This window comes from Maricaulis sp., from assembly GCF_030149235.1.
GTDB lineage: Bacteria > Pseudomonadota > Alphaproteobacteria > Caulobacterales > Maricaulaceae > Maricaulis.
This window is the reverse complement of the sequence record NZ_JASBRW010000085.1, coordinates 1-25,477: the sequence shown is the minus strand read 5'-3', so window position 1 is coordinate 25,477 and position 25,477 is coordinate 1. Positions and strand designations below refer to the sequence as shown.

Sequence of the window (25,477 nt, the reverse complement as noted above, 5' to 3'; positions counted from 1 at the left end):
CGTCCCCCTACATCCGCGCTATGCCGAAACTGTTCCGCCGGATATCCCGGTGGCGCGCTTCCCACACCGTGGCGAGCAAAAAGCCAAGCGCCTTGCGGGTATCGCGCGGGTCGATCATGCCATCATCTGTCTCGTGACCGGAGGTGTAGAATGCCCCTGCTTGGCCATCGAACATCTCCTTGATAAAGGCTTCCTGCTGCGCCAATTGCTCGCGATCCGGCTCGACGCCCGCGGCCTTGGCGGCGCCTTCCGCGACAATCGACATCACGGTCGCAGCCTGGGCTCCACCCATCACGCCGGTCGCGGCATTGGGCCAGGAATAGACAAAATCCGGCCCGAAACCCTGGCCGCACATGCCGTAATTTCCGGCCCCGAAACTGGCGCCGATCATGAAGGTCAGCCGCGGCACCTCGATATTGGTCACCGCCTGGATCATCTTTGATCCGTGTTTGATCATGCCGGCCCGCTCATACTCGGTTCCGACCATGTAGCCGGTCGTATTCTGCAGGAAGACCACCGGCGTATCCGCCTGATCCATGAGCTGCAGGAATTGCGCGACCTTGGTAGCCCCGTCGGGATCAATCGGTCCATTATTGCCAATCAGGCCACAGCGATAGCCCATGACACTGGCCTGCATGCAGACCGTGGATACTCCGTAACGAGGCTTGAAGTCGGAGAAGTCCGAACCGTCAACAATGCGGGCCACGACCTCGCGCACATCATAGGGGATGCGGTAGTCCACCGGCACTACGCCCGCGATCTCGTCGGGGTCGTAGAGTGGTGGCGCGTAGTCGGGGATATCCGGCCTGGGACAGCGCGTATTCCAGCACAGGCGGTCAACCACCTCACGCGCCATCAGCACCGCCTCGCCATCATTCTCGGCAAGATATTCGACCAGCCCGGAGGTCTCGGCGTGCATTTGCGCGCCGCCCAGCTCGGCCTCTGTGGCGATTTCGCCGGTCGCTGCCTTGAGCAGGGGCGGGCCTGCCAGGAAAGCCTTGCCGTTCTCCTTGACGGCAATGACGTAATCACTCATGCCGGGCATGTAGGCGCCCCCCGCGGTGGATGAGCCATGCAGAATGGTGATTACCGGAATACCCGCCTTGGAGAGCCGGGCTTGGCCGGCGAATACGCCGCCACCGCGGACAAAGCCCTCAACGGTGTAATTGATCAGATCGCCCCCGGCGCTTTCCACCAGATGGACGAAGGGAAGTTTCTGCTGCAGCGCAATCTGTTCGGCCCGCAGGATTTTCCACCCCGTGCCGCTCATGATGGCCCCTCCCTTGATGCCGCTGTCATCGACCAGGACCATGCAGCGAACGCCGCGGATGAAGCCAATACCCGAAATCATGGTCGACCCCGGAATGGAGCGCTCTTCCGGCTGTTTGTCGGCGAGATAGCCTGTCAGATTGCCCAGTGACACCCAGGGCATGCCGGGATCGAGCAAGCGCGCCAGGCGTTCGCGCGGTGTCAGCTGGCCCCGGGCCTCGAACCGTGGTTTGCGCTTTTCCGATATCTTGCCGGCGCGACTGTTGAGCTCCTCGAGCTTGGCGATCAGACCGAGCATGTCCTCCCGGTTCTTGCGGAAGCTCTCTGAACTCGTGGAGATGCGGGATTTGAACACGCTCATGACGAGGCCTCCGCCAGTTCAGCCGGGACAGTGACCGGTGTTTGCAGAAGGATCTGGGCATAGGCCTTGCCCTGCGGGTCATTCCGCAAGCTGGCCACACCGCCTCCGCCAAGCACGTCATGCAAGACAATGTTCATGGCGCTTATGCCCGGCATGAAATAGCGATCCACATCCCCTTCGAGATAATGCGAGAAACGGCGCCTGAGGGTTTGCTCGTCCAGAGCAGCCCAGATCCACGGCGCCAGCGCCGGGTCACGGGGCAGGACACCGATATTGGCCTTGTCCCCCTTATCGCCCGAGCGGGCCCAGGCGAGGCGGTGCAAGGGCAGCTCCACCGTCCCGGCCTGGTCGGGCGCAGCCGGCTCGAAGGACGGGCTGTCACCAGGGTGGACGGGTGACCCGTCACCACTTTCCAGGGCGATCATATCGCTACCGATATGGACCACCGGCTGCGCCTGATCGCGGGGCAGAAGGAAGGAAAACAGACGCACGACGGGTGAGGGCTTTGGGCGGTTTCCGGAAAAACCGGAGAGGCCGGGCGGAGCCGCCAGGGCCAGCCCGATCGATTCCCGAAGGATCAGACCCGCTGCCAAGGCGTCGGCATGCTTCACCGCGAGCTTCACGGCGACATCCTTGGCGTCGGGCCGGGTCAGGCTTTCGCCAAAAGCGCTCCCATCCCCGACGACTTCAATCAGGGTCTCGCTATAGTCGGGCGCGCCGAAGGCCTTCAGCTTGCGCCGGGCGCGCGCCAGGGCCGTTTCCGCGAAACATCGCGCCGCACGCGCCGCACCATCGCCAACATAGAAGAAGGTCGAGCCTGCGCGCCATCCATCCTGGAAGGTTACGGAGACCTTGAGATGATCGGGAGCCGGCCGCCCGCGCGTACCGGAGATGACCACCCGGTCCTTACCCGCCTGCTTCAGCTCGACCTTGGTGAAGTCACAAACCACATCCGGCAGGACATAGGCTCCGGGATCACTGATTTCGTAGAGGATCTGCTCACCCACGGTCGCCGGTGTGACCGCGCCACCCGTCTCCGCCGGCTTAGTGATCACCACGGACCCATCGGCGGAAATCTCTGCAATCGGATAACCGATATCGAGCAAGCCGTCGGCCAGCCCTTCCCAATCGGTGAAATTGCCGCCGGTTGCCTGCGGGCCGCACTCGATGACATGACCGGCGAGACTGGCCGCCGCCAGGCGATCCCAGTCCTGCAAACTCCAATCGAAGGCGTGCAGGCAGGCCCCGAGTGTCACCGCGCTATCGACCCCGCGGCCCGTGATGACAATATCGGCGCCGCGGCGCAGGGCTTCTGCGACCGGCGCGGCGCCCAGATAGGCGTTGATGGAGGCGACACTGGCCGGGCCGGGAAACGGTGCACCGGTGAACATCTCGACATGACCGGCGGCCGCCAGTTCGCCCGCCCGTGCCATCAGGTCATCGCCGGTCACGACGGCGACCTTGAGATCCAGCCCGGCTTCCGAGATGGCGGCCTCGACCGCCGCGCCGCAGGCCCGCGGATTCATACCACCGGCATTGGAGATGATCTTGACGCCCTGGCTGGCAATCTTGGCGAGATGCGGCTTTAGGACGAAATCGACGAAGTCGGGAGCATAGCCCTCGCCCGGATCCTTGGCCCGGGCCCGCGCCATGATCGAAAGCGTGATCTCTGCAAGATAATCGAAAACGATGTAGTCGACCCCTCCCGCCGCCAGGAATTGCGGCAGCGCCATATCGGACTCGCCCCAGAAGCCACTGGCGCCACCGATCCGGATCGTATCCTTTGCCGTCACCGCCCTCTCCCTGTCGATTGACAAAATAATGAGACCATCTCAGCATGACACCGTCAAGCGTCAAACCCGTTGGTGAATCCCAGGGACAACCCGCATGGAAAACCCGTTCGAAACCGAAGAACGCCGCGCCTTCCGGGAGACTGTCCGGCGATTTGTGGCCGAGGAAATCATCCCTCATGTTGATGATTGGGACGAACAAGGGTCCGTCCCGCATGAGCTGCACATCAAGGCCGGTGCGCTGGGCGCATTCGGCTTCGGCACCGAGGAAAAATGGGGCGGACTGGGCTTTGATGATTGCTTCATGCGCGCGGCCTGGGGCGAGGAGATGGCCCAATGCGGGGCCGGCGGCGTCGCTGCTGCGCTTGGCGCACGCTCGATCTCGATCAAGCCGATCCGGGATCTCGCACCGGATTCTATCCGAGATCGGGTATTGCCTGAGATCATCTCAGGGCAGAAATCCTCAAGCCTCGCCATTACAGAACCCTCCGGCGATTCCGATGTCGCCGGCATGCGGACAACGGCCCGCCGCGATGGCGACGATTTCATTCTCAATGGCCAGAAGACCTTCATCACCGGCGGCATGACGAGCGATTATTTCGTCGTCGGCGCCCGGACCGCGCCGGGGCGCCTGGATGGCATTTCCCTGTTCTTCGTCGAGGCGGATGCACCCGGCTTCTCGCGTACCGAGATCGACCGGAAGATGGGCTGGTGGTGTTCCGATCAGGCGACGCTGTATTTCGAGGATTGCCGCATTCCGGCCAGCGCGCTCTTGGGCCGGGAAGGGCGCGGCTTCCTGTCCATCGTCGACAATTTCAATGGCGAACGCATCGGATTGATCGCCGGCATGCTGGGCGCCATGAAGCTTTGCCTGCGCGAGGCCCTGGCCTGGGCCCGGGAACGCGAAACCTTCGGCAAACCGCTCTCCCAGCACCAGGTTATTCGCCACAAGCTGGCGGAGATGTCGGCCAGAACCGACATGATCGAGGCCTACCTCAACACCATCTGCTGGCAGGTGAATGAGGGCCGCACCCCGGTCGCAGAAATTTCGAAGGCCAAATTCTCCGCCTCCAAGGCACTGGAATATTGCGCCTCCGAAGCCATGCAGATCCTTGGCGGGGCGGGATATCTGCGCGGCCACCCGGTCGAGCGCATCTATCGCGAGGTCAAGGTCCAGGCGATCGGCGGTGGATCAGAAGAGATCATGCGTGATCTGGCAGCGCGACAGATGGGCTTTTAGACATGGCGGATAATGGCGCACGCAATAGCCGGTCCGCGGAGCGGCGCGATGCTATCCTGAGCGCGGCGCGCGAGGTGTTTATCGAGACCGGCTTCGAGGACGCCCGCATTGCCGAGATCGGGCGGCGGGCCGGTATCGCCGAGGGCACGGTTTATCTCTACTACAAGACCAAGACGGTCCTGATGGAAGCGGTGCTGGCGGATTTCTGGGAAGGTCTGACACAGGGTGCAGGCGACACCACGGCGCGCCATAGTGCCCCGCTGGAACAGCTGCGCGCACTCGCCGATTATCACCTGACCGGGGTGATCCGTGACCTGCCTTTCCTCGACCTGGCGGCGAAGCTGCGCAAGGCCTACAGCATCGATCCGCAAACCCGAGACCGGCTCCGGGCCTATGTCGCCGTGTTCGACGCGGTCTATCAGGCTGGCATCTCCACCGGCGCATTCCGTGACGATCTTCCGCTCTGGATCCCGCGCGACATGTTTTACGGGACATTGGAATATTCCGCCCGCACCATTGCCTTGCGCGAAGCCGAACGGCCCACCGGAGTGGTCGACAATCTGATACAGGCGTTCCAGCGCACCTATGGCCCTGCCCCCACCGAGAGCCTGAGCGAAGCCCTGATCGAGCGCCTCGAACGCGCGGTGGAAAAAATCGACCCGACACCGGGTTAAACGCAAGTCCACCGGTTATGGACTTGATCCGGGGGCTCCGGACGGGCTGAATGCCGCGACGGGGAGAACACAGACATGTATCAAGTCCAGCTGACGCAATCCTATTTTCCGGCCCAGGGCGGACCGGAGCCCGCTGCACTCACCATCGGGGGGATGCTGCGCCAGTCCGCCGACCGCGCGCCGGACCAGGCAGCCCTGGTCGAGCTGGGCTTTGACGGTGAACCGGGACGTGCCTGGACTTACGCGCAATTATTGGCTGAGAGCGAGCGGCTGGCCCGGGCGCTGGCCTCACGCCATGCCGAGGGCGCGCGCATCGCTGTTTATGCCAACAACATCCCGGAATGGGTTCTGCTTGAGCTGGCCTGCGGTTTGGCGGGCGTCATTCTCGTTACCGTCAATCCGGCCTACCAGCCGCGCGAGCTCAAATACGTCCTCGAACAATCCCGGTCGGAAGCGATCTATTACGTCGCGGAATTCCGCGGCAACCCAATGCAACAAATCGCGGATGCCGTTTGCGACGAGCTTCCGGCTATCAAGCACCGCATTCTGCTGACCGACCGCGACGCCATGTTCGCGGGCGAAGAGACCGGCGCGTTACGCACGCCCAGCCCGCGTGATCCGGTCCAGATCCAATACACGTCCGGCACCACCGGCTTCCCCAAGGGTGCCCTCCTGCACCATCACGGCCTGATCCAGAACGGTGTCGATGCCATGGCCCGCGGCGGTATAAACCAGGGCGATGTCTTCGTTCATCACATGCCGCTCTTCCACACCACCGGGTGCGCCATTCTCGTGCTCGGCGGCCTGGCTACGGGCTGCACCATGTTGCTGGCCCCGGCATTTGAACCCGGTATGATTGTCTCTGTCATGGAACGCGAGAAAACGCGTTTCGTGCTGGGCGTTCCGACCATGATTGTCGCCATGCTCGAGGAGGTCCGCCGCAGCGGCCGGGACGTCTCCTCGGTTCGTCACATCATGTGTGGCGGCGCCATGGTCCCGCCACCACTCTGCCGGGCGGCCAAAGACGTGTTCGGCGCATCGATCCAGATCGTTTACGGCCAGACCGAGACCTCTCCGGTTCTGACCCAGGCCTGGTCCGACGACAGCCTGGAGGATCTGACCGAAACCATCGGCCAGCCGGTCAAGCACACCGAAATCTCCATCCAGGACCCGCATAGCGGCGCCATCCTGCCGATCGGGGAACAGGGCGAAATCTGTGCCCGCGGCTATAGCGTCATGCTGGGATATAATGACAATCCGGAAGCCACTGCCGCGACCATCGACAAGGACGGCTGGCTGCACACGGGTGATCTCGGACGCATGGACGCGCGCGGCTATCTCAAGATTACCGGCCGGGTGAAGGAAATGATCATCCGTGGCGGCGAGAACCTTTTCCCGGCGGAAATCGAGAACGCCATGCTGGAACACGACGCGATCAGCGAAATCGCCGTTGTCGGGGTGCCGGAGGAGAAATGGGGCGAGCAGGTCGCCTGCTTCTTCCGCACCGCTGAGCCGACGCAGCTCACCGCCGCCGAGCTCAAGGCTTTCGTCCGCGAACGCCTATCTCCGCAGAAAACGCCGGCCTACTGGGTCCAGGTCGAGGACTGGCCGCTGACCGGCTCCGGCAAGATCCGCAAGTTCAAGCTGGCGGAAAGCTTTGCAGCAGGAGAATTCGAGCCGCTCAACTGAATGTCGGACGCATTTCATTCCAGCGGCCGCATCCTCAACCATTGATCTTGCGGCAGTGACGGGCTCAAAATCCGCCCCGGCACAGTTGGGGTTTCATCATGCAGGAAAGACGGGTCGGGCGCGCGCGCGATTTCTATCGCCGCGACCACCAAAAGCGCGACGGACGGACACTGTCCCTCTACGGCTACGCCCCGCATCACGGGGACCCGGGCGAGGAATTCGAAGATCCGGTTTCGGCGAACGCCGAGATGCGCTTTCATCCGCTGCGTGGTGAGTGGACCCTGTTTGCACCCCACCGCCAGAACCGCACATTCAAGCCGTCAAAGGCGGCCAATCCGCTGGCGCCGGCCCGGCCCGGCGCGCCGGTGACCGAGATCCCGTTTTCTGATTTCGAGCTGGCGGTGTTCGGTAATCGCTTTCCCAGCCTGCATCCCAAGGCCCCCGAACCGGCAGCGACCTCGTGGCGCACCCGCCCAGCCACGGGTCAGGCTGAAGTCATCGTCTACTCGCCAGAAGACGAAGGCAGCCTGGCCACGCTGGGGCAGGATCGCCGGGTGTTGCTCATTGAAGCCCTGATTGATCGCTATCAGACGCATTTTGAAGCGGGCGCGGCCTATGTCCTGCCGTTTGAAAACCGCGGCGAAGCAGTCGGTGTGACGCTGCATCACCCGCACGGCCAGATTTATGCTTTCCCGGAAGTCCCGGCCCCGCAGGCTCGTGCTGAAGCCGCCTTCGCAGCCGGCTATGACCTCGAGGCGGAACGCGGCAGCTGGGGAGGCGAGTACGCGGTTGATGAAGCGGGCGGGATCGAGGCCTACTGCCCGCCCTGGTCGCGTTTCCCCTATGAGGTCTGGCTGTCCGCTGTCTCACGCAAACCCGGCCCGTGGGCGTTCTCGGCCGAGGAAGTGGAAGGACTGGCACAGCTCCTGGGCGACACGACAGCGCGTTATGACGACCTCTTCGGGCATCCCATGCCCTATATGATGAGCCTTCAGGCCGCGCCGCGCGAAACCTCTGGCCAGTTCCAGTTCACGGTTCAGTTCTATCCCATCCAGCGCGCCGCCGGGCGCCTGAAATATCTGGCCAGTGTCGAGCAGGCGACGGGGGTATTCACCGTCGACATCGACCCTCTCGCGGCCGCCAAAGCCCTTCGCGAGGCGTCGGCATGAGGACCAGCTGGACACCGGGGCGGGTCAATCTGATCGGCGAATGGATCGATTTTAACGGCGGCTGGGTTTTGCCGGCCGCCCTTCCTCTGGGCGTAACCGTCAGACTGACCCCGTCGGACGACGGGATCGATACGGTGCGGTCGGTCCAGTTCGAGGGCCTGTCCAGCGCGACGCTTGACCAAGGCGCGAGCGGTCACTGGGCTGACTATGTATTCGGCGCGCTGCAGGCCGCCCGGACACGCGGCTGGTTGACCGGCGGCGCCGAGGTGAGCCTCGACAGCGATATACCTGCCGGTGCCGGGGTCTCGTCCTCCGCCGCGGTAACTGTGGGCGTTTTGCGTGCTACCGCCCCGGATGGCACCGACCTGACTGAGCTTGCAACGCTCGCCCGCCAAGTCGAGAACCACTTTGTTGGCGTCCCCTGCGGCATCATGGATCAGATGGCCGTTGCCCATACCGGCCCCGGTGAAGCCCTGGCCCTCAACACCCGCACGCTCGAGTTTGACCGCCTGGCCTTTCCGGCGGATTGGCGCTTTGCCGTCCTGCATTCCGGCGTCGACCGCAAGCTCGCCGATGGCCGCTATGGCGCACGACGTGAAGCCTGCGAGAGCTCGGCCAGACAGCTCGGCCTCGACTATCTTTGCGATGGCGGCGACCTGTCCGCCCTCCCCCAGGACCTGCTTCCGGTCGCCCGTCACGCCGTCAGCGAAGACAAGCGAACGCAAGACGCGATCGACGCGCTGAAAGCCGGGGACGGCGAGCGGTTCGGAACCCTGATGACCCAGTCGCATGCCTCTTTGCGCGACGACTTCCAGGTTTCGACCCCGAGGATTGATGCTCTAATCGACGACGCGCTCGGTCTGGGCGCCCTCGGCGCACGCTTGACCGGTGCCGGCTTTGGAGGCTGTGTCGTCATATTGCTCCCGCCGGAAGCCGGTGAAGCCTGGACAGGCCGTTTGCTGGACCGCCACCCCAAAGCCTGGTCAGTCGCTGAAGTGGGCGCTCGGGCCGATGATGCCGTGCCCCAAAATGTCGAGGACCTGCCATCATGAAACTGAAGCTGGACGGCCACAGCACCGCGCTGATCCTCGAGCAGACGGACGACGACGACATCCACTGGAGCTGGTTCGGACCTGCAAGCCTTGCCGAAATGGCGACGCCGGCCGGTTTTCAGCGCCTGCCCGCCAGCCCTGACCAACCCGTCGGCCCAAGCCTGATGCCCGGACATGGCAGAGGGTTCCACGGCATCGCGCAGATTGAAGCGTTCTGCGCGACCACCCGTCGCCGGGTCCAGCTCGGCCAGCCGGAGCTTCGCCAGAACGGTGATGCCCTGCATATCGCCGCGCGCGATGACCATCTCGGCCTCGAGGTCGGTACCACCTTCAAATTCCAGGGTGACGCCCTGGTCATCACCACCACCCTCAATCACACCGGCCAATCGCCCATCGACCTCATCCGCGCGGCCAGCGCCTTGCCGCCAGCGCCCGACTGGGCCAACGAAGTCGTCACGCATGCCGGCGCCTGGGGGCGGGAAGGATATGAAGCGCGTCGCAGCTGGACGACGGGGCGTGTTGAGCAGCTGGGCCGGGGCGGGCGGCCCGGCTTTGATGGTGGACCGACGCTCAGCCTGACCGAAGCAGGGGCCGGCGAAAACCGTGGTCGCTGGCTGACCGCGCATCTGGCCTGGAGCGGACCGTTCCGGATGGCGGTCGAAAAAGCGACGGATGGGAGCGCACAAATCCTGGCCGAAAGACGTTTCGCGCCGGGCGAGATCCGGCTTGAACCCGGCGAGGAACTGGACCTGCCGGCGGTCATGCTGACGGTCTCAGAAAGCGGCCTGAATACGATCCGCCGAGCGCTCAACACTGCCATCCGTTCCATGGGCCGATCACTCGTGCGCCCGGTTCACTTCAACACCTGGGAAGCGCGATACTTCGATGTCACTGAAGCCGGGTGCATCGCTCTGGCGCAGGACGCCGCTGGCCTCGGTGCCGAGCGTTTCGTGCTCGATGATGGCTGGTTCAAGGGCCGCAGGAATGATCAGACCAGCCTCGGAGACTGGACCGTCGACCCGGTTCAGTTCCCCAACGGACTGGGCCCGCTGATCACAGCCGTGCAGCAGGCGGGCATGGAGTTCGGGCTCTGGCTGGAACCGGAAATGGTCAGCCCCGACAGCGACGTCTACCGCGCCCATCCGGACTGGGTGCTGGGATGGCCACAGGAGCCGCTGCCCACGGGCCGCAACCAGCTGGTCCTCGACCTCGCCCTTCCGGCCGTCGCCGACTACCTATTCGAGAGCATCTCCGCCCTGCTCGATGCCAATGAGATCAGCTATCTGAAATGGGATTGTAACCGCGACCTCTATCCGGCAATGCGCGATGGCATCGAGCGGCCGGGCGCGCAGACCAAAGCTCTTTACCGCCTACTAGACCGGATACGTTCGAATTACCCGGTGGAAATTGAAAGCTGTGCCAGCGGTGGCGGTCGGATTGATGCGGGCATTGCCCGGCACACCGACCGTTTCTGGGCCAGCGATGCCACTGACGCGATTGACCGGTTGCGTATCCAGCGCTCAACCGGGCTGATCATGCCGCACGAGCGGCTGGGCGCCCATGTCGGCCCAAGCCCCAACCCGATGACCGGACGCCAGATCCCGATGAGTTTCCGTGTGTTGACGGCCTTCTTTGGCCATTTCGGGATCGAGGCTGATCCGGGCCATTTCAGTCCGGACGAAAAAGCCGTTCTCCAGCGCGGGATCGAATTCTACAAGTCCCATCGCAACTGGATGCATGAGGGCCAGCTCGTCATGGCCAGCGAGCCCGGCGATGATCCGGACGTCCAGCTACTGGTGTCCGATGATGGCGCACGCGCCTTCGCCCGTGTCATGCGGATTGATACCCCGAAGCGCCCGCTCCCGTCCCGGGTCAGACTGGCGGGGCTGACAGCCGATGCCCGCTATAACCTGGTCGAATACGCTCTAGCGGGCGACCCGGTGGAATGGCCGATAGGTGAGTATTCCGGCGCGGGCCTGATGGCGGAGGGGCTCGCCCTCGATCCGGGCCGGGCCTTGAGCGGCCGGCTGATTTACCTCGAAAGGACAGCGTGATGCGTCTGGGTGTCTGTTATTATCCCGAACACTGGCCCAAACAGCGCTGGGCCATTGATGCGGAACAAATGGCCAAGCTCGGCATCAGCCATGTGCGCTTGGGCGAGTTTGCCTGGGCCCGCTTCGAGCCGGAACCGGGACAGTATGACTGGGCCTGGTTCGACGAGGCCATCGAGGTCCTGCACGCCGCCGGGCTGAAGCTCATCCTCGGCACCCCGACCGCGACCCCTCCCAAATGGCTGGTCGATCAAGACCCCTCCATGCTCGCCGTCGACGCCGAAGGCCGGACACGCGGCTTCGGTTCGCGCCGTCACTACTGTTTCTCGAGCGCCTCCTACCGGGCCGAGTGCCGGCGCATCGTGACCGCGATGGCCCAGCGCTATGGCGAACACCCAGCCGTGGTGATGTGGCAGACCGACAATGAGTATGGCTGTCACGACACCGTGGAGAGCTATTCACAAAACGCGCGCGCAGCGTTCCGGGTCTGGCTCAAGGCGCGCTATGGCGATGTCACCGCACTCAATACCGCCTGGGGGAATGTTTTCTGGTCGATGGAGTATCGCAGCTTCGATGAGGTCGACCCGCCCGTGGGCACCGTGACAGAACCCAACCCGTCCCATGTCGTGGACTATCAGCGTTTCTGTTCTGACCAGGTCGCAAGCTTCAATGCCGAGCAGGTTGAGATCCTGCGCCGGCTCAGCCCCGGCCGCGAAATCACCCATAACTTCATGGGTGCCTTCACCGCCTTTGATCATCACAAGGTGGGCGCCGATATGGATCTGGCGACCTGGGACAGCTATCCGCTTGGCTTCCTGGACATGTCGCCCTTCCCGGACGCGATGAAGCAGCGCTATCTGCGCCAGGGCCATCCCGATTTCCAGGCCTTCCACCACGACCTCTATCGCGGTTGTTCATCCCGTTGGGGCGTCATGGAGCAGCAACCCGGTCCGGTGAATTGGGCCCCAAACAACCCGGCGCCCCTCGATGGCATGGTCCGGCTGTGGAGCCTTGAAGCCTTCGCCCATGGTGCCGACCTGGTAAGCTGGTTCCGCTGGCGCCAATGCCCCTATGCCCAGGAGCAGATGCATGCCGGGCTGCTGCGGGTAGATGCCGAACCGGCACCGGCGTTCGCCGAGGCGGGTCAGGTCGCACGCGATCTCAAGCAGATCGCCGGTGCACTGCCGCAACAGGCCCCGGTTGCCCTGCTCTGGTCCTATGACGGGCAGTGGATCCACCACGCCCAGCCTCAGGGTGAAGGGCTCGACCTCCTGCGCCAGACCTATGAGACCTATACCGTCCTGCGCCGCCTCGGACTTGATATCGACATTGTGCCGCCGCAGGCCGATCTCGACGGATATCGGCTCATTATCCTGCCGGGCTTACCGCACCTGTCCGAGACACTGATGGCCAGCCTGAGCGCCAGCTCAGCTCAGATCATCGCCCTGTGCCGGACCGGTTCGAAAACGCAGAGCTTCCAGATCCCCGCCAACCTCGCACCCGGTCCTATGCAGGCACTGCTGGCGCTGAAGGTCACCCGCGTCGAGAGCTTGCGCGAGGGAATCGTCGAAGCGGTCGAACTGCACGGCGAACAACGCGGTGTGGAGCGCTGGCGCGAAGCCGTCGAAACCGATCTGCCGGTCCAGGCGCGCTATCGGGATGGCGCGCCCTTCTGGGTTCGCGACGGCCACCTATCCTATCTCGCAGGCTGGCCGCAGCCGGAACTGCTCGGGCATATCATCGCCACCCTGGCTCTGGAGGCCGGGATGGAGATCGCTCTAACGCACGAGGATGTCCGCCTGCGCACGCTTGGCAATCTGCGCTTTGCCTTCAATTACGGGCCCGAGCCGGTCAGCCTCGCTGGCATGGCGCCGGACGGGGCAGACTTTGTACTGGGCAGCGCCGAACTGGCGCCGGCCGGGGTCGCAGCCTGGCGCCTCTAGCGCGGCAGGCCGACGAACTCTTCCCGGTTCCCGAGCACCAGACGGTTGTAGATCAACGCGATGGAGATCGACGCAATCAACGTGATCATCATCAGGTGGATATAGTGAAGCGGTGTCCAGACGAAGGTGAAGACGGCGTAGAGGGCCGTGCCCGACAGGACACCCGTCATTGCCGCACCGGCACCGACATTGCGGAAGACCAGGCCGACGATAAAGGCGGACAGGATCGGCATCGACAGCAGTCCGAAGAGTTGCTGGACCAGGTTGATGATGCTTTCCGCGCTCTGATAGATCGGCACCAGGGCAATCGAGCTGGCCACGAAGAGCAGGGTGATGATCATATTCATCCGGCCGACATTCGGCGTTGAATCAAAATAGGTCTCGTGAATGTCGAGGACGTAGAGCGTCGTCGAGGAGTTCAGCACCGAGTTGAAACTGGTCAGCACCGCAGCCGCAATCATCGCGGCGAAGGCACCGGAGAGCCAAGGCGGCAGAACCGCGGCCACCACCTGTCCATAAGCCGCATCGCCGACATCACCGAACAACTTGTAGGCCGCGATACCCGGGATCACGACAATGGCCGGCACGATCAGCAGGCGAATACCGGCCGCCGCGAGCACGCCCTTTTGGGCCTCTTTCAGGCTCTTGGCCGCCATGGCGCGCTGGGTGATCGTCTGATTAGTGCTCCAGTAGAAGATCTGGATGAAAATCATACCGGTCAGCAGGGTGTGCCAGGGTATGGGGGAGTCATTATCACCAATCAGCGTGAGCCGCTCTGCGGGAATACCCGTGAAGTCGAAGTCGATGGCCTTGAGAGCCAGGACCACGACCAGAACGGCGACACCCAGAACCCCGACGCCGGAAATCGCATCCGACACCGCGACCGCCCGCAGACCGCCGAACACGGCGTAGGCTGAACCGATCAGCGCCAGCGGAATGGCGAACGCCAGGATCGGCCAGTCGACGCCGAACATCGACTTGAGGAAAAGCGAGCCGGTGTAGAGCATCACCGGAAGGAAGACGATGACATTGCCCGCAAGGAAGAGGAATGCAATCAAGGCCCTGATATTGCTATCGTTATAGCGCTGCCCTAGAAGCTCAGTGGTGGTCCGGCAGTTGTTCTTGTAGTAGATCGGCAGGAAGACGAAGGCCAGGATAATCAGGCCAGCGACAGCCGCGAGTTCCCACCAGGCCAAGAGCAGCATCTGATTGCCATTCATCCCGACCAGCTGATCGGTCGACAGATTGGTCAAAGTGATTGAACCGGCGACCAGGATCCAGCCGAGCGACCGGCCCGCGAGAAAATACTCGCTCTCATCATCGGTCGCCGTCTTCTTCATCGCCGAAACCCGCCACCAGGTCAGCGCGCCGATCGAGATGGTCAGAACCGCGAAAATACCCAGCTGAAGCGGATCGAGTGCAAATGTATCTGTCATGAAATTCTCCCCGCCCCGAGCGTGGAGAATTTCGGCGCCGATCACAAGCGGAAGATCGCGCGCGGGCGGAGGGGGACTATGGCCCCCGGACCTCAGGCGCCGCCGACGCAGTCGCTGTACCACATCCTATGGCCTGCGTAGCTGTGCCGTCTAACCAAACCGGATTGGCTTCGTAAATCCGCGCTTGAACCTAAATCAGGCCGCGAGCTAGCGTCATTGAACCAGCGAAAATGTAGCACCCAAGTTTTCACGTGGCGCAGGGCCTTCACACGTTAGCGCCATGCCGCCTGCAGCGAGGAATAGGCCACGCCACCAGCCTGGCGTGCGGCGTCAGGCATGGCATCGTCACTGGTTTCCCAGGTTATCGCCAGGGCGCCAATCCCGTTGAATACCGCCTTTGACGTCTCACCATTGGCGCTTTGGGTAATTCTGGGCTCCGGGGCGGATGCCCCGAGCGCAGCGGCAAGCCCTGCCATCCATTCTTCGATCACACCCGCGCGCCAATCTTCGGGCGCATAGGCATCCCGATAAACCAGATCGCGCCGAGTCGAGTGAAAATCCACCATGACCACTCGTTCTCGCTCAAGCATACCAAGGGCAACAAGATAGCGCCACGCTGCCTGCGTTTCTGGCTGAGTGCGGCTGGCCCAATCGCGGTTGATGTCAAGCAGACCGGCATTGGTCCGCCAATGGCCGCGCGCCATACCGTCCGGATTGAGCATGGGCAGGATGACAAGATCAAACGGAGTCTGGTTCTCGCCGGATTCCTGCAAGGCGGCACTGACAAACCCGTCCATGGCGAAAGCCCCCGTCACCTCGGGCGGATGCGAGCGTCCCAGAATAACCAGCAGCGGTCGTGACGCCTCGTGGGGCGGGGCTAAGAGGGTGAAGGCCTCAAGCGGGCGAGCGTCCACAGACTGGCCGAAAACCTGACGCCTCAGCCCCGGCTCAGTCTCCATCCAACGCGCATACCACGCCTCCGCTCTCTCAAAGTCCACCACTGGATGAGCGGCGATCCGATTATCTCCCGGAGCAAGCCTGCCGGAAATCACTACTGAGTCCTCAGCCACCTGCACCGCGTCATCGGGAAGTCGAGCCCAACTGCCATCGTCCTGGCTTATCCAGGGATGATAGCGATGCTCGTGCCGGCCGTAATCGATCTCGATCTCGACCACTCCGCCCGCCGGAGATTCCAGCGCCATCGCATACCAGGGACTGGGATTGATCGGCAGGGTTTCGGGCCAAACGCTGAGTTTAACTCGGTCACAATCGTGGACAAGCGCGGCATTGACGCTGGCGCCAACAAAATCAAGGTGGGCACGGTCAACGACGCAAACCTCGCGGGGTTGAACCGCCGCACATGCGCTGACCAGAAATAATATAACCAGAGATGCGCCGCGGCGCGCGAGGTCAGCTCCGTCATGCATCAACCGAACACCATCGGAGCCAGTGTCAGGGCCACGACGCTCAACACTGCCACGGCAATGACATTCAGCACCAAGCCTGCGCGAGCCATTTTCGGGATGGAGAGCAGGCCAGAGCTGAAAACAATCGCATTCGGCGGTGTGGCAACGGGCAGCATGAAGGCGCAACTCGCCGCCAGAGTTACCGGTATGACGAAGACCATCGGATCTTGCCCCGTCTCGACCGCAATGGCGGCGATTACGGGCAGGAAAGTTGCCGTTGTGGCCAGGTTGGACGTCAGCTCAGTCAGGAAGATCACCAGCGCCGTCGCCGCAACCACCAGAAGTGCGATATTGATCAGACCGAGTGGCGAGAGCTGTTGCCCGAGCCATAGCGCCAGGCCGGAGGTGGAAACCGCTGAAGCCAAAGCCAGGCCTCCTCCGAACAGAATCAAGACGCCCCAGGGCAGCCGGGTCATATCCTCCCAGACCATCAGTGCCTGGCCGCGTTTGCCAGAAGGAATAAGGAAGGCAGCTACAGCCGCAATCATCGCAATGCCGGTATCGGAGATCGACCCTTCGATCGGCAACAGGGCCCCGATCTGGTTGCGGAAGATCCAGCCGACCACCAAAAAGGCAAACAGTGCCCCGGTTCGCCATTCCGCCTTGCTCATTTCACCCAGGCCCGCTTGCATGGACTCGATGTGCTTGGCGGCCTCCCGGGACGCTTTGAAGTTCACCGGGTAGATGAAACGGGTGAGCGAAACCCAGGCAATGGGCAGGAGAATGATACTGACCGGCACGCCGACCAGCATCCAACGGGCGAAATCAATCTCGACGCCGTAATTATCAGCCATGAAGCCCGCCATGAAAGCGTTCGGCGGTGTGCCGACCAGCGTGGAGAGACCGCCCAGGGTAGCGCCATAGGCCAGTCCAAGCAGCAGAGCGACACCGAAATTGGTGCGTTGCTTGATACTGAGCTCTGGCATGGTCTCGCCAATCACAGTGACCACGGACACCGCGATAGGCAGCAGCATGAGTGAGGTGGAGGTGTTGGATATCCACATCGACACCAGCGCAGCCGCAATCATGAAACCGCCGACCAAGGCTCTGGCATCAGTACCGACCAGCCGGAAAATTCCCAGCGCGATGCGCCGGTGCAACCCACACCGCTCGATCGCCAGGGCCACCACGAACCCTCCGAAAAACAAGTAAATCATCGGGTGGGCGTAAGGCGCCGCGATTTCACGGATTGGCGCCACGCCCAGGATGGGTAAAGCAACCAACGGGAGGAATGCGGTGATGGCGACAGGTATCGCTTCCGTCGCCCACCATATCGCCATCCAGCTGCCGACAGCCGCGACCAGTACAGCTTCGCGCGGCAGACCTTCCGTCTCGAAGCCTGCGGCGATCATCAACGCGATGATGGGACCGGCGATTAGGCCGATGCGTTGATAGGCAGCGGGTGTGTCGTCCATGGACTTATCTGTCACTGGTTAGTCTCCTCGCGCAAGCGCGGCGCAGCGCGGTCGCGCGAGGCGTTCCGCATCAAGCAAGTAATTCAGGGCAGGCCCGGCCATACGGGCATTGTCATGGCCGACGCCGGGGACGACGCCTATGGACCAGGCCGGGCTTACGCCTTCCGCGTCGGCCAGACGCTCAATGCGCTCCATCATGAAATGCCCACGGGCAAAGCGATGAGGACCTTGCGCATTGGCCTCTGGTGTCTGACGCAGGAAAGGGGCGTCGGGATCGTTGTCAGCATCGCCCAAGAGCAAGGTGACGGGACGCTTTAGCAGCTCCGCTGCCGGCAGCGGATCAGCAGGCGCCGCCTCCATGCCGTAGGGCCAGCTCGCGCTATCATCGGGCAGTGTATACCACCCGGCATTGGCCGCGACGGCCTGTGTCACGCGGGTATCCGGCGTGAACATCATGTAACGGTGTACGACCTGTGAGCCCGCCGAATGACCAAAAATCGCATAGCCCTCGGCATCAAGGTCAAAACGCTCGCGAATATGGTCGAAGGCAGGCTCGATAGCGTCGAAGGCCCGTGACCCGGCCGGCGCAATGGCCAGTCCGCCGAGATTGTAACCATCAGCGCCGGGAAAGCTCTCGCGCGCAAATTGCGGGGCGACCACCAGGACAGAGCAGGCTTCGGCAATCTCCAGCCAGGCATCGCGATAATCATCACCATTGCGGCGAACGCCATGCATGACCATCACGACCGGCGTATCCGGACCCAAACTGGACGGAACCGCCAAATGCAGCGGGAGGTTGGGCCCGCCCCAACCTGAGAGTGTCAACTCTGGCGCAGCAGCTCGGGCCGATACCGGGGCAGTCAACTCATCAGGCACTGGCAGTCCGAGCGCACAAGCATGTAGCAGGGCGGTCGCAAGGATAGCAGTTACCGATTTTTGCATGAAAATGGGGGGCGCTATCAAACGAAATAGCGCCCCTACCCTCGAGATTAGAACTCTTTGCTAACGTCGAAATATATCTGGCGACCGCGGATACTATGATAAGCTGCATCATAGCCGTTGGTCTCATCCGCTAGCGGCGGGTCTTCATCGAATATGTTGTTTGACCCAATCCGAATTCGAAGATCGTCGAGCGGGCCATTTCTGTCGGTTGTATACTGGATATAGGCATTGGTTTGGGTCCATTCCTCGACAATGAAAGGATCACCGTTGGGGTCAAGCCCTGCGCCCGTGTCAATGAACTCACTGGTGTAATCGGCACGGACACCCGCACCCCAGCCATTGTCATGTCTCCAGGTTAAACTGGCACCCGCGCGCCATTCAGGTTGACCGTTCTGAAGGATGATATCGCCTTCCTGAGACACGGTAATCTCACTGGCGATCGTGCCCGCCTCGACAGCGTCGCGGATCTGCTGCGCACCAGGCGAGAGGGAGATGAAGTACGTATCGAGATAGGAGGCGTTGACCCGCAACCCAAAGTCGCCCCAGGCGGTGTCATCGAGGTTCAAATAAATACCGTAGTCCCAACCGGTTACCTCGATCTCCTCGTTATTGTCATAGGTATCTCGGATGAAGAGGATCTCGCCCACCGGATCGAGGCCGGCCGCTGTGAAAAAGTCGATCTCGTCCTGATCCGGCGCATCGCGGACCACATTCGGGTTCGACGAGTTCTGGAGACGAAGGAGATAATCGAGGCTGATATGGTTTTCAGCACCGAATACGCCGACAACTCCCGAACGGTCAATTTCCCAGCGGTCAACCGTCACGGTGAGCGAATTCAGGAAGCTCATCGGCCCGCTAATGCCACTCGGCTCGAAGACTACGCCCAATGTCACATTGGTGTCGTCCTCCGGTCCGATATCATCGGCAACCGAACGCCGCTCCGTCCGGCCTTCGGTATACCCATTACAATCCGCAAACGTCGCAAATGTTCCATTGCGCACGCCTGCCTCGCAGAAATAGCTGTCCTCGCGAGAGTTGGACCGGTCCACACCCTCGTTGACAACTATCAGGTTCGGGGCACGGAAGCCCTCCGAGTAGGATCCTCGGAACATCAGACCGTCAAACGGCCGCCAGGCACCGGCGATACGGGGATTGATGCCGCTGTCGCCAAAATCGGAATAGTCCTCAATGCGGGCGGCAATTTGCAGGTCGAATGACCGGACCAGCGGGATGTTCATCTCCGAGCTGATCACCGGAATTGATGCCTCCGCGAATGCCGCGAGGACCTCACGTGATCCGCTCGAGTCCGGTGTGGGACTGGTACCGTAGACATCGGTGCCGCTGACCTCACCGGTTACCTGATCGGTAAAGGTGATTGTACCGTCGAGGCGATCGTCGCGGTCTTCGTCATAGGACTCGTAACGGAATTCCACCCCGGCCGCGACGCCAATGGTTCCGCCGGGCAGGGTGAATACATCACCGTTGGCCACCTTGAAATCCACAAGCGCGAGTTCTGCAGTGCTTTCACGAACAACATCGATCAAGAAAGGTTCTATCAGATTACGGGCGTTCGGTGTGGCATCCCCGATCGACGGGTTGTTCGGATCACCGCCATTGAAGATATTGTATACATTGGGTGTTTCATTGAACAACGCCTGCTGGAAGAGAGTGCGAGACACCGAATTATTGGCTGTGTCCTGCGCATAGGAGCGGTTGTAGAGAATCGCCGAATCCCAATCCCAGCCATTGGAGAACTCGCCGCGCGCGCCACCCAGAGCGCGGAACTGGGAATTGATAACCTCGATATCCCGGAAACCCACATCCACGAACCGGTAGCGGCCCGCGTCAGTGAATACGGGAAGCCCCTCATCAGGCACATTCGTCAGACCGGGAAGCCGGTTGGGGTTTAGCGAACCATCTGAGAAACGCACTGGACCAAACGGGTTCCAGTAGTAGTTGGCTGGGATGGAAATATCGGTCGCGCCAATACCATTCCGTGGCTCATTCGTCTTCCGCGTCTCGGCATAGTAATAGCCCAGCTCACCGTAGACGCGAACGCCGTTGTCGAGATCGTGGTTCAGAAATGCGAAGCCGTTGAAGCGATCCCGGTCAGAGATGATCGAACGCTCGTAGGCTCCGTCAAAGCGCAAATCCCGGTCGAGACTGCTGTCATCGATACAGAGGTCTGCGACCGACAAGGCGCCAGCGGTGTCGGCACGACACCCTGCAAAGCTTGTCGGCTGCAAGTGGAAACGTCCAGATGAGGTGGTCAGCGTGACGCCATTCTGACGCACACGGGTGCCGGAGGTTGTCCGCAGCGTCCACTGCCCCCAGGGCGACTGGGTCGCGCGATTGTCGAAGGACGTGTCACCCTCGAAGCTTGTCCCCTCGACAAATGAACGACGATCCTCCGTAGCCGCCACCGGGACCTCCGAGGCGAACAGTCCCTCTCTGAGCGAGTACTGGGCGGTAAAGGAAATGTTTGTACGGCCATCGTTGAAATCATCGCCACCGCGCAATGTCATCGTCTGCTCGTTCAAGCCATTTCCGGTCGCATACAAATGACGCGCCCTAAGCCGGAGTCCGACAAAATCATCGTCCAGAATCGTGTTGAACACACCGGCAACAGCGTCCGTGCCATAGATAGCCGACGCTCCGTCATTGAGCACTTCGACGCGCGCGATCCCGGCGACCGGCAGGGCGTTAACATTGACTGTGGTAACAGGCGTCGAGAGCTCGGCCTGAGTGGACGGGTGATTGACGACGCGGCGACCGTTCAACAGGACCAGCGTGCCACTGGATCCGATCGATCGCAGGTTGATCGAGGCAACGTCACCGCGTGCATTGTTTACCGTGGTGTTGTTGTCGGTGCGGAAGTTGACTGCCCCTTGTGAAGGCAGGGACCTTATCAGATCCTCACCATCAACGCCGCCAATAGCGGCGATATCATCTTCATTGAATATCGTGACCGGCAGAGTTTCGTTGATCCGCGAGCCCTGAATATTGGAACCGGTGACAACGATGATATCGGCATCGTCGGCCGGGGCGGCTTCCTGGGCCGACGCGCCCGCCGCGAGACTAAAGACGCTAAGCGCGAGACCGCACTTTAAGAAACTCTTGTAAGACATGGGACCTCCCCTGGTACCAGTGATTTTGAATTGACCTTGACGCCAATCCCAAGACAGTGTCAATAAAAAACATACACGCGGTACAAATTGTATCCGCGCAGGGTTGCGCGTTTTGCAACTCGGGAGAATTTATGCTGTGAAAGAACAACGGCCCAACAGCATGGCGAGCGGCTCAACGAGCGAGCCGCCGGACGCTCCCGAAGGTCAAGATATGCCTGTTATTCGTCCTGAGTTTCCCGATCACAGCTCGCCCTTTTCTCGCGAACAGGAGCGCAAGCGAAAGGAGACGGCCATCCTGTCTGCGGCAGCGCAGCGCTTCGATTCTGATGGGGTTCATGGCACGCGCCTGGAAGATATCGCCGCTGATCTGGGACTGACCAAAACCTCGATCGGCTATTATTTCGCTTCCAAGTCGGACCTGGCTGCTGCCGTCTACAAGCACTCTGCCGATTTGCTGGATGAAGCTATAACGCGCGGACTCGCTGATGGCGGCAGTCATGCCGAGCAGATCGTGAGCCTGTTCAAATGGTTTGCGTCCATGCTGCAGGAGATTGATGCCGGACAGCGCCCTTTCCTCGCTTCTATCACTGATCTGAACGCGCTGAATGAGCAGGCCTGCGAGGATGTGGCGGCGAGGCTTTCGAGCTGCGTGGAACGGGTCAATCGCCTGGTCGAGGGCTGGATGAAGGAAAGCGGCTACCCCTTGGGCAGGGCTGAGCCGGCAACCTTCTTTATCTTCGGATTGCTGGACTGGATGACCGGCTGGCTTCGCCGCAAACGCCATTTCGACATCCAGGAGGCCAGTTCGACACTGTTTGACCTTGTCGAACACGGTCTGGCGAATGGTGATTGGAAACCGATCCAGATACGCGCCGGCTCGCCACAAATGGGTGTGCCGCAGATTTTTGATCGCGAAGCCCGCAACAGGATGAAGCGAGAAGCCTTCCTCAAGGCCGGCACACGCTTCTTCAATTCCCTCGGTTTCGCCGGTGTCGCCCTATCAGAAGTCGCAGCCTCACTGGGCGTCACCCGAGGTGCGTTCTACTACCACTTCCCGGACAAGGAGCAGCTGCTCGATCAATGCCTTGAACGCTCCCTGGCCGCGGTCGAAGCGGCTCTCGACCGCGCCGAGGAAACCGCGGAGACGAGCCTTTCAGTGATCGAGCACAGCCTGCGAGACCTGATCTACCAACAGGCCGGCGGTGTTGAACTCTTGCTGCGGCCCAGCCTGATATCTGCCCTGCCCGCTCCCCGACAACGCCGCCACTCCGCGCGCCTGCGCAATATAGCCCGCCGCTTCGGCGATGCGTTGGAGAACGCGGTCTCGACTGGAGAAGCGCGCAGCGTTGATGTCGGCATTGTCGAGCAGATCGTCACCAACGCGGTTTTCCTCAATGGCGGCTACACCATCGCCGCCGCAAACAGCTTTACCGATTGGCGGATTTCGGAAGACCCGATGACCGCCACAGTCGATTACACCTATATCTTGATGAGCGGGCTGGGAGCGGGCCGGTGATATCCAGAAAATCTGCCGCGCTTGGCCTCCTGGCTTTTGTCCTGGCCGCCTGCGGCCAGGCCGAGGAGACACCCGCCCCTCCTTCGACTGACGCCGCGATTGAACCCACCACAACGCAGCCGCATGCTGACGCCAGCCCGCAGGTTCCGGCGCCCGGACCGGGAACGACTCGCACGACTCCCGTCTGCCTGGCCGATATCGAAACGGTGTTCACGACCACCAGCCTCAACAGTTTCGTGCTGCAAATCGAGGCGGCGTTGGCGCGCGCCCAGGCCGAGCACGGCGTCATTCCTGTCGAGGCCGCAGCCGAAATCACGGCCTCTGCCATTCCGGCCTCCATCCCGCACGAGGAGATCAACGCCGAGAACGCGATTGTACGCCATCGCATGGTCGCCTTGCTCAATGTCTGGCGCAGCCGGCTGTCTCCTGAGACGGCTGACTATCTCCACTATGGCGCCACAACGGTGGACATCTACGATAGCGCCCGCATGTTGCAATTGCGGGCCAGCGTCTTCCTGCTGATCGAGGACCTGCAGGAGCTGGAAGACGCCCTCATCGACCTGGCCCGCGAACATCGCGACACGCCGATGATTGGACGCACGCTGGGCCAGCATGCCTTGCCCATCACCTTCGGGAAGAAGCTCTCCGGCTATATCGGTGAAAACCGGCGCCATATTGACCGGCTAAGCGATCTGCTCGACCGCATTGAGCGCTCTGTCATCATGAAGGGGGCTGTCGGAAGCTATGTCGGGCTGGGTGACAGCGCGATGGCCATCGAGCAGAGCTTTGCCCGTGAGCTTGGCCTTGAACCTCCCTATCTCGATGATTGGCACGCGGCGCGTGACGTCTTCGCGGAATACGCCGGCGTTCTGTCCCTGATCGCACGGAGCCAGGGCCGCTTTGGTCAGGAAATTTTCCTGCTGCAAGGCAATGATATTGGCGAAGTGGTGGAGCGACGCCCTGTAACGGCGGTCGGGTCCTCTACCATGCCGCACAAGAACAACCCCTCGCTATCCGAGGCGCTGATCCAGCGCGCCCGCATCATTCCGCGCCTGGCCGAAATCGTGGCCGACGACATGAACAACATGTTCGAACGGGACAACACCTCGCGCCCCAACAGCATGCTCGGCGAGATTTCCATCGATACCGAAAACATGCTGTCGGAGGCCCGCAGGCTGGTCCAACGGCTGGATGTAAACGAGGCTCGCATGCGCGACAATCTGGACCGCACCGGCGGCTGGATCCTCGCCCAGCGCTTCGTCTTCGCCCTTTCTCCCGCGATGGGCCGGGAGGCGGCCGAAGAGCATTTACGTGTCTTGGCGGCGGAGGCCCGCTCCAGCGGGGCGAGTTTCTACGCAATCGCGCCGTCCGACCCCGTGATTGCCGACGCGCTGCCGTCCAACGAAATCGAGCGGTTACTGGACCCCACCAGCTATACCGGCCTGGCCGCCCCGCAGACAGACGCCGTCATAGCTGCAGCACTTCAAGCGCGCACAAGCGACCCGGTGAATGAGTGCCAAACACCGTAAGGGTGAAGTCAGACTAAAGCGGACTACTCTGGGATAGCGACCGGCGTGCGGATCTAGGCCGCCAGCAACTCACGCCACTCGATGAGAGCCGCGTCGCGAAGGTCCTTGAAGCGGGTTCGTCTTTCTAGTGAACGGTCGTGGTTGAAGTGATTGTGAACGGAAGCATGGGTGGCGGCGAACTTTTGCAGACTTCGCATTTGCCTAAACCGTGCCATCGCTCGCTCTCGTCGTAGAAACGGTAGATGAGAATTTTCGGCTCGGTTGTTTTCATGCCGACCAGTGGCCTGCCGGTTCGCGTTTCCTAGCTCACGCATAGCCGCGCCGTATGAGCGCAATCGATCGGTGACGACCTCTTGCGGACTGCCGTACCGCTTCATGGCTTTCTTCAGAAATTTCAATGCTGAAGCCTTGTCACGCGTCTTCGTGACATAGGATTCTAGCACCTCCCCTTCGTGGTCCACGGCCCTCCACAAGTAGTGGGTTTGGCCGTTGATCTTCACGAGGACCTCATCAAGGTGCCAGCGCCATTGAGTGACCTGGCGAAGCTGCTGAGATCGACGCCTCTTAATCTCGCGCGCCATCATCGGGCCGAAACGGTTCCACCAGAAGCGAACTGTCTCGTGCGTGACGTCGATCCCGCGCTCATGGAGAAGGTCTTCGACGTTCCGAAGCGACAGCGGGAACCGGATATACATCATCACCGCCAGGCGGATGATCTCAGGTGATGTTTTGAAATAGCGAAATGGGTTGCTCATTCGCACAGAGTGGAGCCAAACCCGATAACGGGGCGTTTAATCTGACAGCACC

General features: G+C 61.8%; 17 protein-coding genes. 9 read left to right on the top strand and 8 right to left on the bottom strand.

Features of this window, described 5'->3' with window-relative positions; translation table 11 throughout:
* Window positions 1-7 precede the first annotated feature (7 nt).
* Window positions 8-1,630 (bottom strand): carboxyl transferase domain-containing protein, encoded by a 1,623-nt coding sequence (locus Q1V51_RS13040; RefSeq protein ID WP_300557050.1) that lies wholly within the window; start codon window positions 1,628-1,630, stop codon window positions 8-10.
* A complete protein-coding gene (locus tag Q1V51_RS13035) occupies window positions 1,627-3,423 on the bottom strand; it encodes an acyclic terpene utilization AtuA family protein (protein ID WP_300557048.1) in 1,797 nt (598 codons plus the stop codon). The genes Q1V51_RS13040 and Q1V51_RS13035 overlap by 4 nt, the downstream gene beginning before the upstream one ends.
* A gap of 94 nt (window positions 3,424-3,517) precedes the next feature.
* Here Q1V51_RS13035 and Q1V51_RS13030 point away from each other — a divergent pair, with 94 nt between their 5' ends.
* The 7 genes from Q1V51_RS13030 (at window position 3,518) to Q1V51_RS13000 (ending at window position 13,238) form a co-directional block, all read left to right on the top strand.
* A complete protein-coding gene (locus tag Q1V51_RS13030) occupies window positions 3,518-4,660 on the top strand; it encodes an acyl-CoA dehydrogenase family protein (protein ID WP_300557046.1) in 1,143 nt (380 codons plus the stop codon).
* Window positions 4,661-4,662: 2 nt separating this feature from the next.
* On the top strand, window positions 4,663-5,334 hold the full coding sequence (locus Q1V51_RS13025) for a TetR/AcrR family transcriptional regulator (protein ID WP_300557044.1): 672 nt from the start codon (window positions 4,663-4,665) through the stop codon (window positions 5,332-5,334).
* A 75-nt stretch (window positions 5,335-5,409) separates the two neighbouring features.
* A complete protein-coding gene (locus Q1V51_RS13020) occupies window positions 5,410-7,023 on the top strand; it encodes an AMP-binding protein (RefSeq protein ID WP_300557042.1) in 1,614 nt (537 codons plus the stop codon).
* Window positions 7,024-7,121: 98 nt separating this feature from the next.
* Window positions 7,122-8,192, top strand: a complete 1,071-nt coding sequence (locus Q1V51_RS13015; RefSeq protein ID WP_300557040.1) for a hypothetical protein — start codon at window positions 7,122-7,124, stop codon at window positions 8,190-8,192.
* Window positions 8,189-9,244, top strand: a complete 1,056-nt coding sequence (locus Q1V51_RS13010) for a galactokinase family protein (protein WP_300557038.1) — start codon at window positions 8,189-8,191, stop codon at window positions 9,242-9,244. The genes Q1V51_RS13015 and Q1V51_RS13010 overlap by 4 nt, the downstream gene beginning before the upstream one ends.
* On the top strand, window positions 9,241-11,298 hold the full coding sequence (locus Q1V51_RS13005) for an alpha-galactosidase (RefSeq protein ID WP_300557036.1): 2,058 nt from the start codon (window positions 9,241-9,243) through the stop codon (window positions 11,296-11,298). The genes Q1V51_RS13010 and Q1V51_RS13005 overlap by 4 nt, the downstream gene beginning before the upstream one ends.
* On the top strand, window positions 11,298-13,238 hold the full coding sequence (locus tag Q1V51_RS13000; RefSeq protein ID WP_300557034.1) for a beta-galactosidase: 1,941 nt from the start codon (window positions 11,298-11,300) through the stop codon (window positions 13,236-13,238). The genes Q1V51_RS13005 and Q1V51_RS13000 overlap by 1 nt, the downstream gene beginning before the upstream one ends.
* On the opposite strand, the gene Q1V51_RS12995 is transcribed toward Q1V51_RS13000, so the two are convergent.
* The 5 genes from Q1V51_RS12995 to Q1V51_RS12975 form a co-directional block, all read right to left on the bottom strand.
* Window positions 13,235-14,674: an SLC5 family protein gene (locus Q1V51_RS12995; protein WP_300557032.1), complete on the bottom strand. Its 1,440-nt coding sequence runs from the start codon at window positions 14,672-14,674 to the stop codon at window positions 13,235-13,237. The genes Q1V51_RS13000 and Q1V51_RS12995 overlap by 4 nt on opposite strands.
* Window positions 14,675-14,946: 272 nt before the next feature.
* On the bottom strand, window positions 14,947-15,849 hold the full coding sequence (locus tag Q1V51_RS12990) for a M14 family zinc carboxypeptidase (RefSeq protein WP_300557030.1): 903 nt from the start codon (window positions 15,847-15,849) through the stop codon (window positions 14,947-14,949).
* 251 nt (window positions 15,850-16,100) lie between these two features.
* Window positions 16,101-17,555, bottom strand: coding sequence for a DASS family sodium-coupled anion symporter (locus Q1V51_RS12985; protein WP_300557028.1), 1,455 nt, complete (start codon window positions 17,553-17,555; stop codon window positions 16,101-16,103).
* Between the two features lie 18 nt (window positions 17,556-17,573).
* A complete protein-coding gene (locus Q1V51_RS12980) occupies window positions 17,574-18,299 on the bottom strand; it encodes a hypothetical protein (protein WP_300557026.1) in 726 nt (241 codons plus the stop codon).
* 245 nt (window positions 18,300-18,544) lie between these two features.
* Window positions 18,545-21,688 (bottom strand): TonB-dependent receptor, encoded by a 3,144-nt coding sequence (locus Q1V51_RS12975; protein WP_300557025.1) that lies wholly within the window; start codon window positions 21,686-21,688, stop codon window positions 18,545-18,547.
* 148 nt (window positions 21,689-21,836) lie between these two features.
* Between Q1V51_RS12975 and Q1V51_RS12970 the strand changes: the two genes are divergently transcribed.
* Complete coding sequence (locus Q1V51_RS12970; protein ID WP_300557024.1) at window positions 21,837-23,141, top strand: TetR/AcrR family transcriptional regulator; 1,305 nt, start codon at window positions 21,837-21,839, stop codon at window positions 23,139-23,141.
* The gene (locus tag Q1V51_RS12965; RefSeq protein WP_300557023.1) at window positions 23,138-24,670 is read left to right on the top strand and encodes a lyase family protein; all 1,533 of its coding nucleotides are present in this window, start codon (window positions 23,138-23,140) and stop codon (window positions 24,668-24,670) included. The genes Q1V51_RS12970 and Q1V51_RS12965 overlap by 4 nt, the downstream gene beginning before the upstream one ends.
* A 53-nt stretch (window positions 24,671-24,723) precedes the next feature.
* On the opposite strand, the gene Q1V51_RS12960 is transcribed toward Q1V51_RS12965, so the two are convergent.
* Window positions 24,724-25,425, bottom strand: coding sequence for an IS6 family transposase (locus tag Q1V51_RS12960; protein WP_300557021.1), 702 nt, complete (start codon window positions 25,423-25,425; stop codon window positions 24,724-24,726).
* Window positions 25,426-25,477: the final 52 nt, after the last annotated feature.

Coding starts and splice junctions, on each gene's coding strand:
- Q1V51_RS13015 (WP_300557040.1), top strand. CDS start 7,122: ATGCAGGAAAGACGGGTCGGGCGCGCGCGCGATTTCTATCGCCGCGAC.
- Q1V51_RS13020 (WP_300557042.1), top strand. CDS start 5,410: ATGTATCAAGTCCAGCTGACGCAATCCTATTTTCCGGCCCAGGGCGGA.
- Q1V51_RS13040 (WP_300557050.1), bottom strand. CDS start 1,630: ATGAGCGTGTTCAAATCCCGCATCTCCACGAGTTCAGAGAGCTTCCGC.
- Q1V51_RS12970 (WP_300557024.1), top strand. CDS start 21,837: ATGCCTGTTATTCGTCCTGAGTTTCCCGATCACAGCTCGCCCTTTTCT.
- Q1V51_RS13025 (WP_300557044.1), top strand. CDS start 4,663: ATGGCGGATAATGGCGCACGCAATAGCCGGTCCGCGGAGCGGCGCGAT.
- Q1V51_RS13030 (WP_300557046.1), top strand. CDS start 3,518: ATGGAAAACCCGTTCGAAACCGAAGAACGCCGCGCCTTCCGGGAGACT.
- Q1V51_RS12985 (WP_300557028.1), bottom strand. CDS start 17,555: ATGGACGACACACCCGCTGCCTATCAACGCATCGGCCTAATCGCCGGT.
- Q1V51_RS13005 (WP_300557036.1), top strand. CDS start 9,241: ATGAAACTGAAGCTGGACGGCCACAGCACCGCGCTGATCCTCGAGCAG.
- Q1V51_RS12960 (WP_300557021.1), bottom strand. CDS start 25,425: ATGAGCAACCCATTTCGCTATTTCAAAACATCACCTGAGATCATCCGC.
- Q1V51_RS13000 (WP_300557034.1), top strand. CDS start 11,298: ATGCGTCTGGGTGTCTGTTATTATCCCGAACACTGGCCCAAACAGCGC.
- Q1V51_RS12995 (WP_300557032.1), bottom strand. CDS start 14,674: ATGACAGATACATTTGCACTCGATCCGCTTCAGCTGGGTATTTTCGCG.
- Q1V51_RS13010 (WP_300557038.1), top strand. CDS start 8,189: ATGAGGACCAGCTGGACACCGGGGCGGGTCAATCTGATCGGCGAATGG.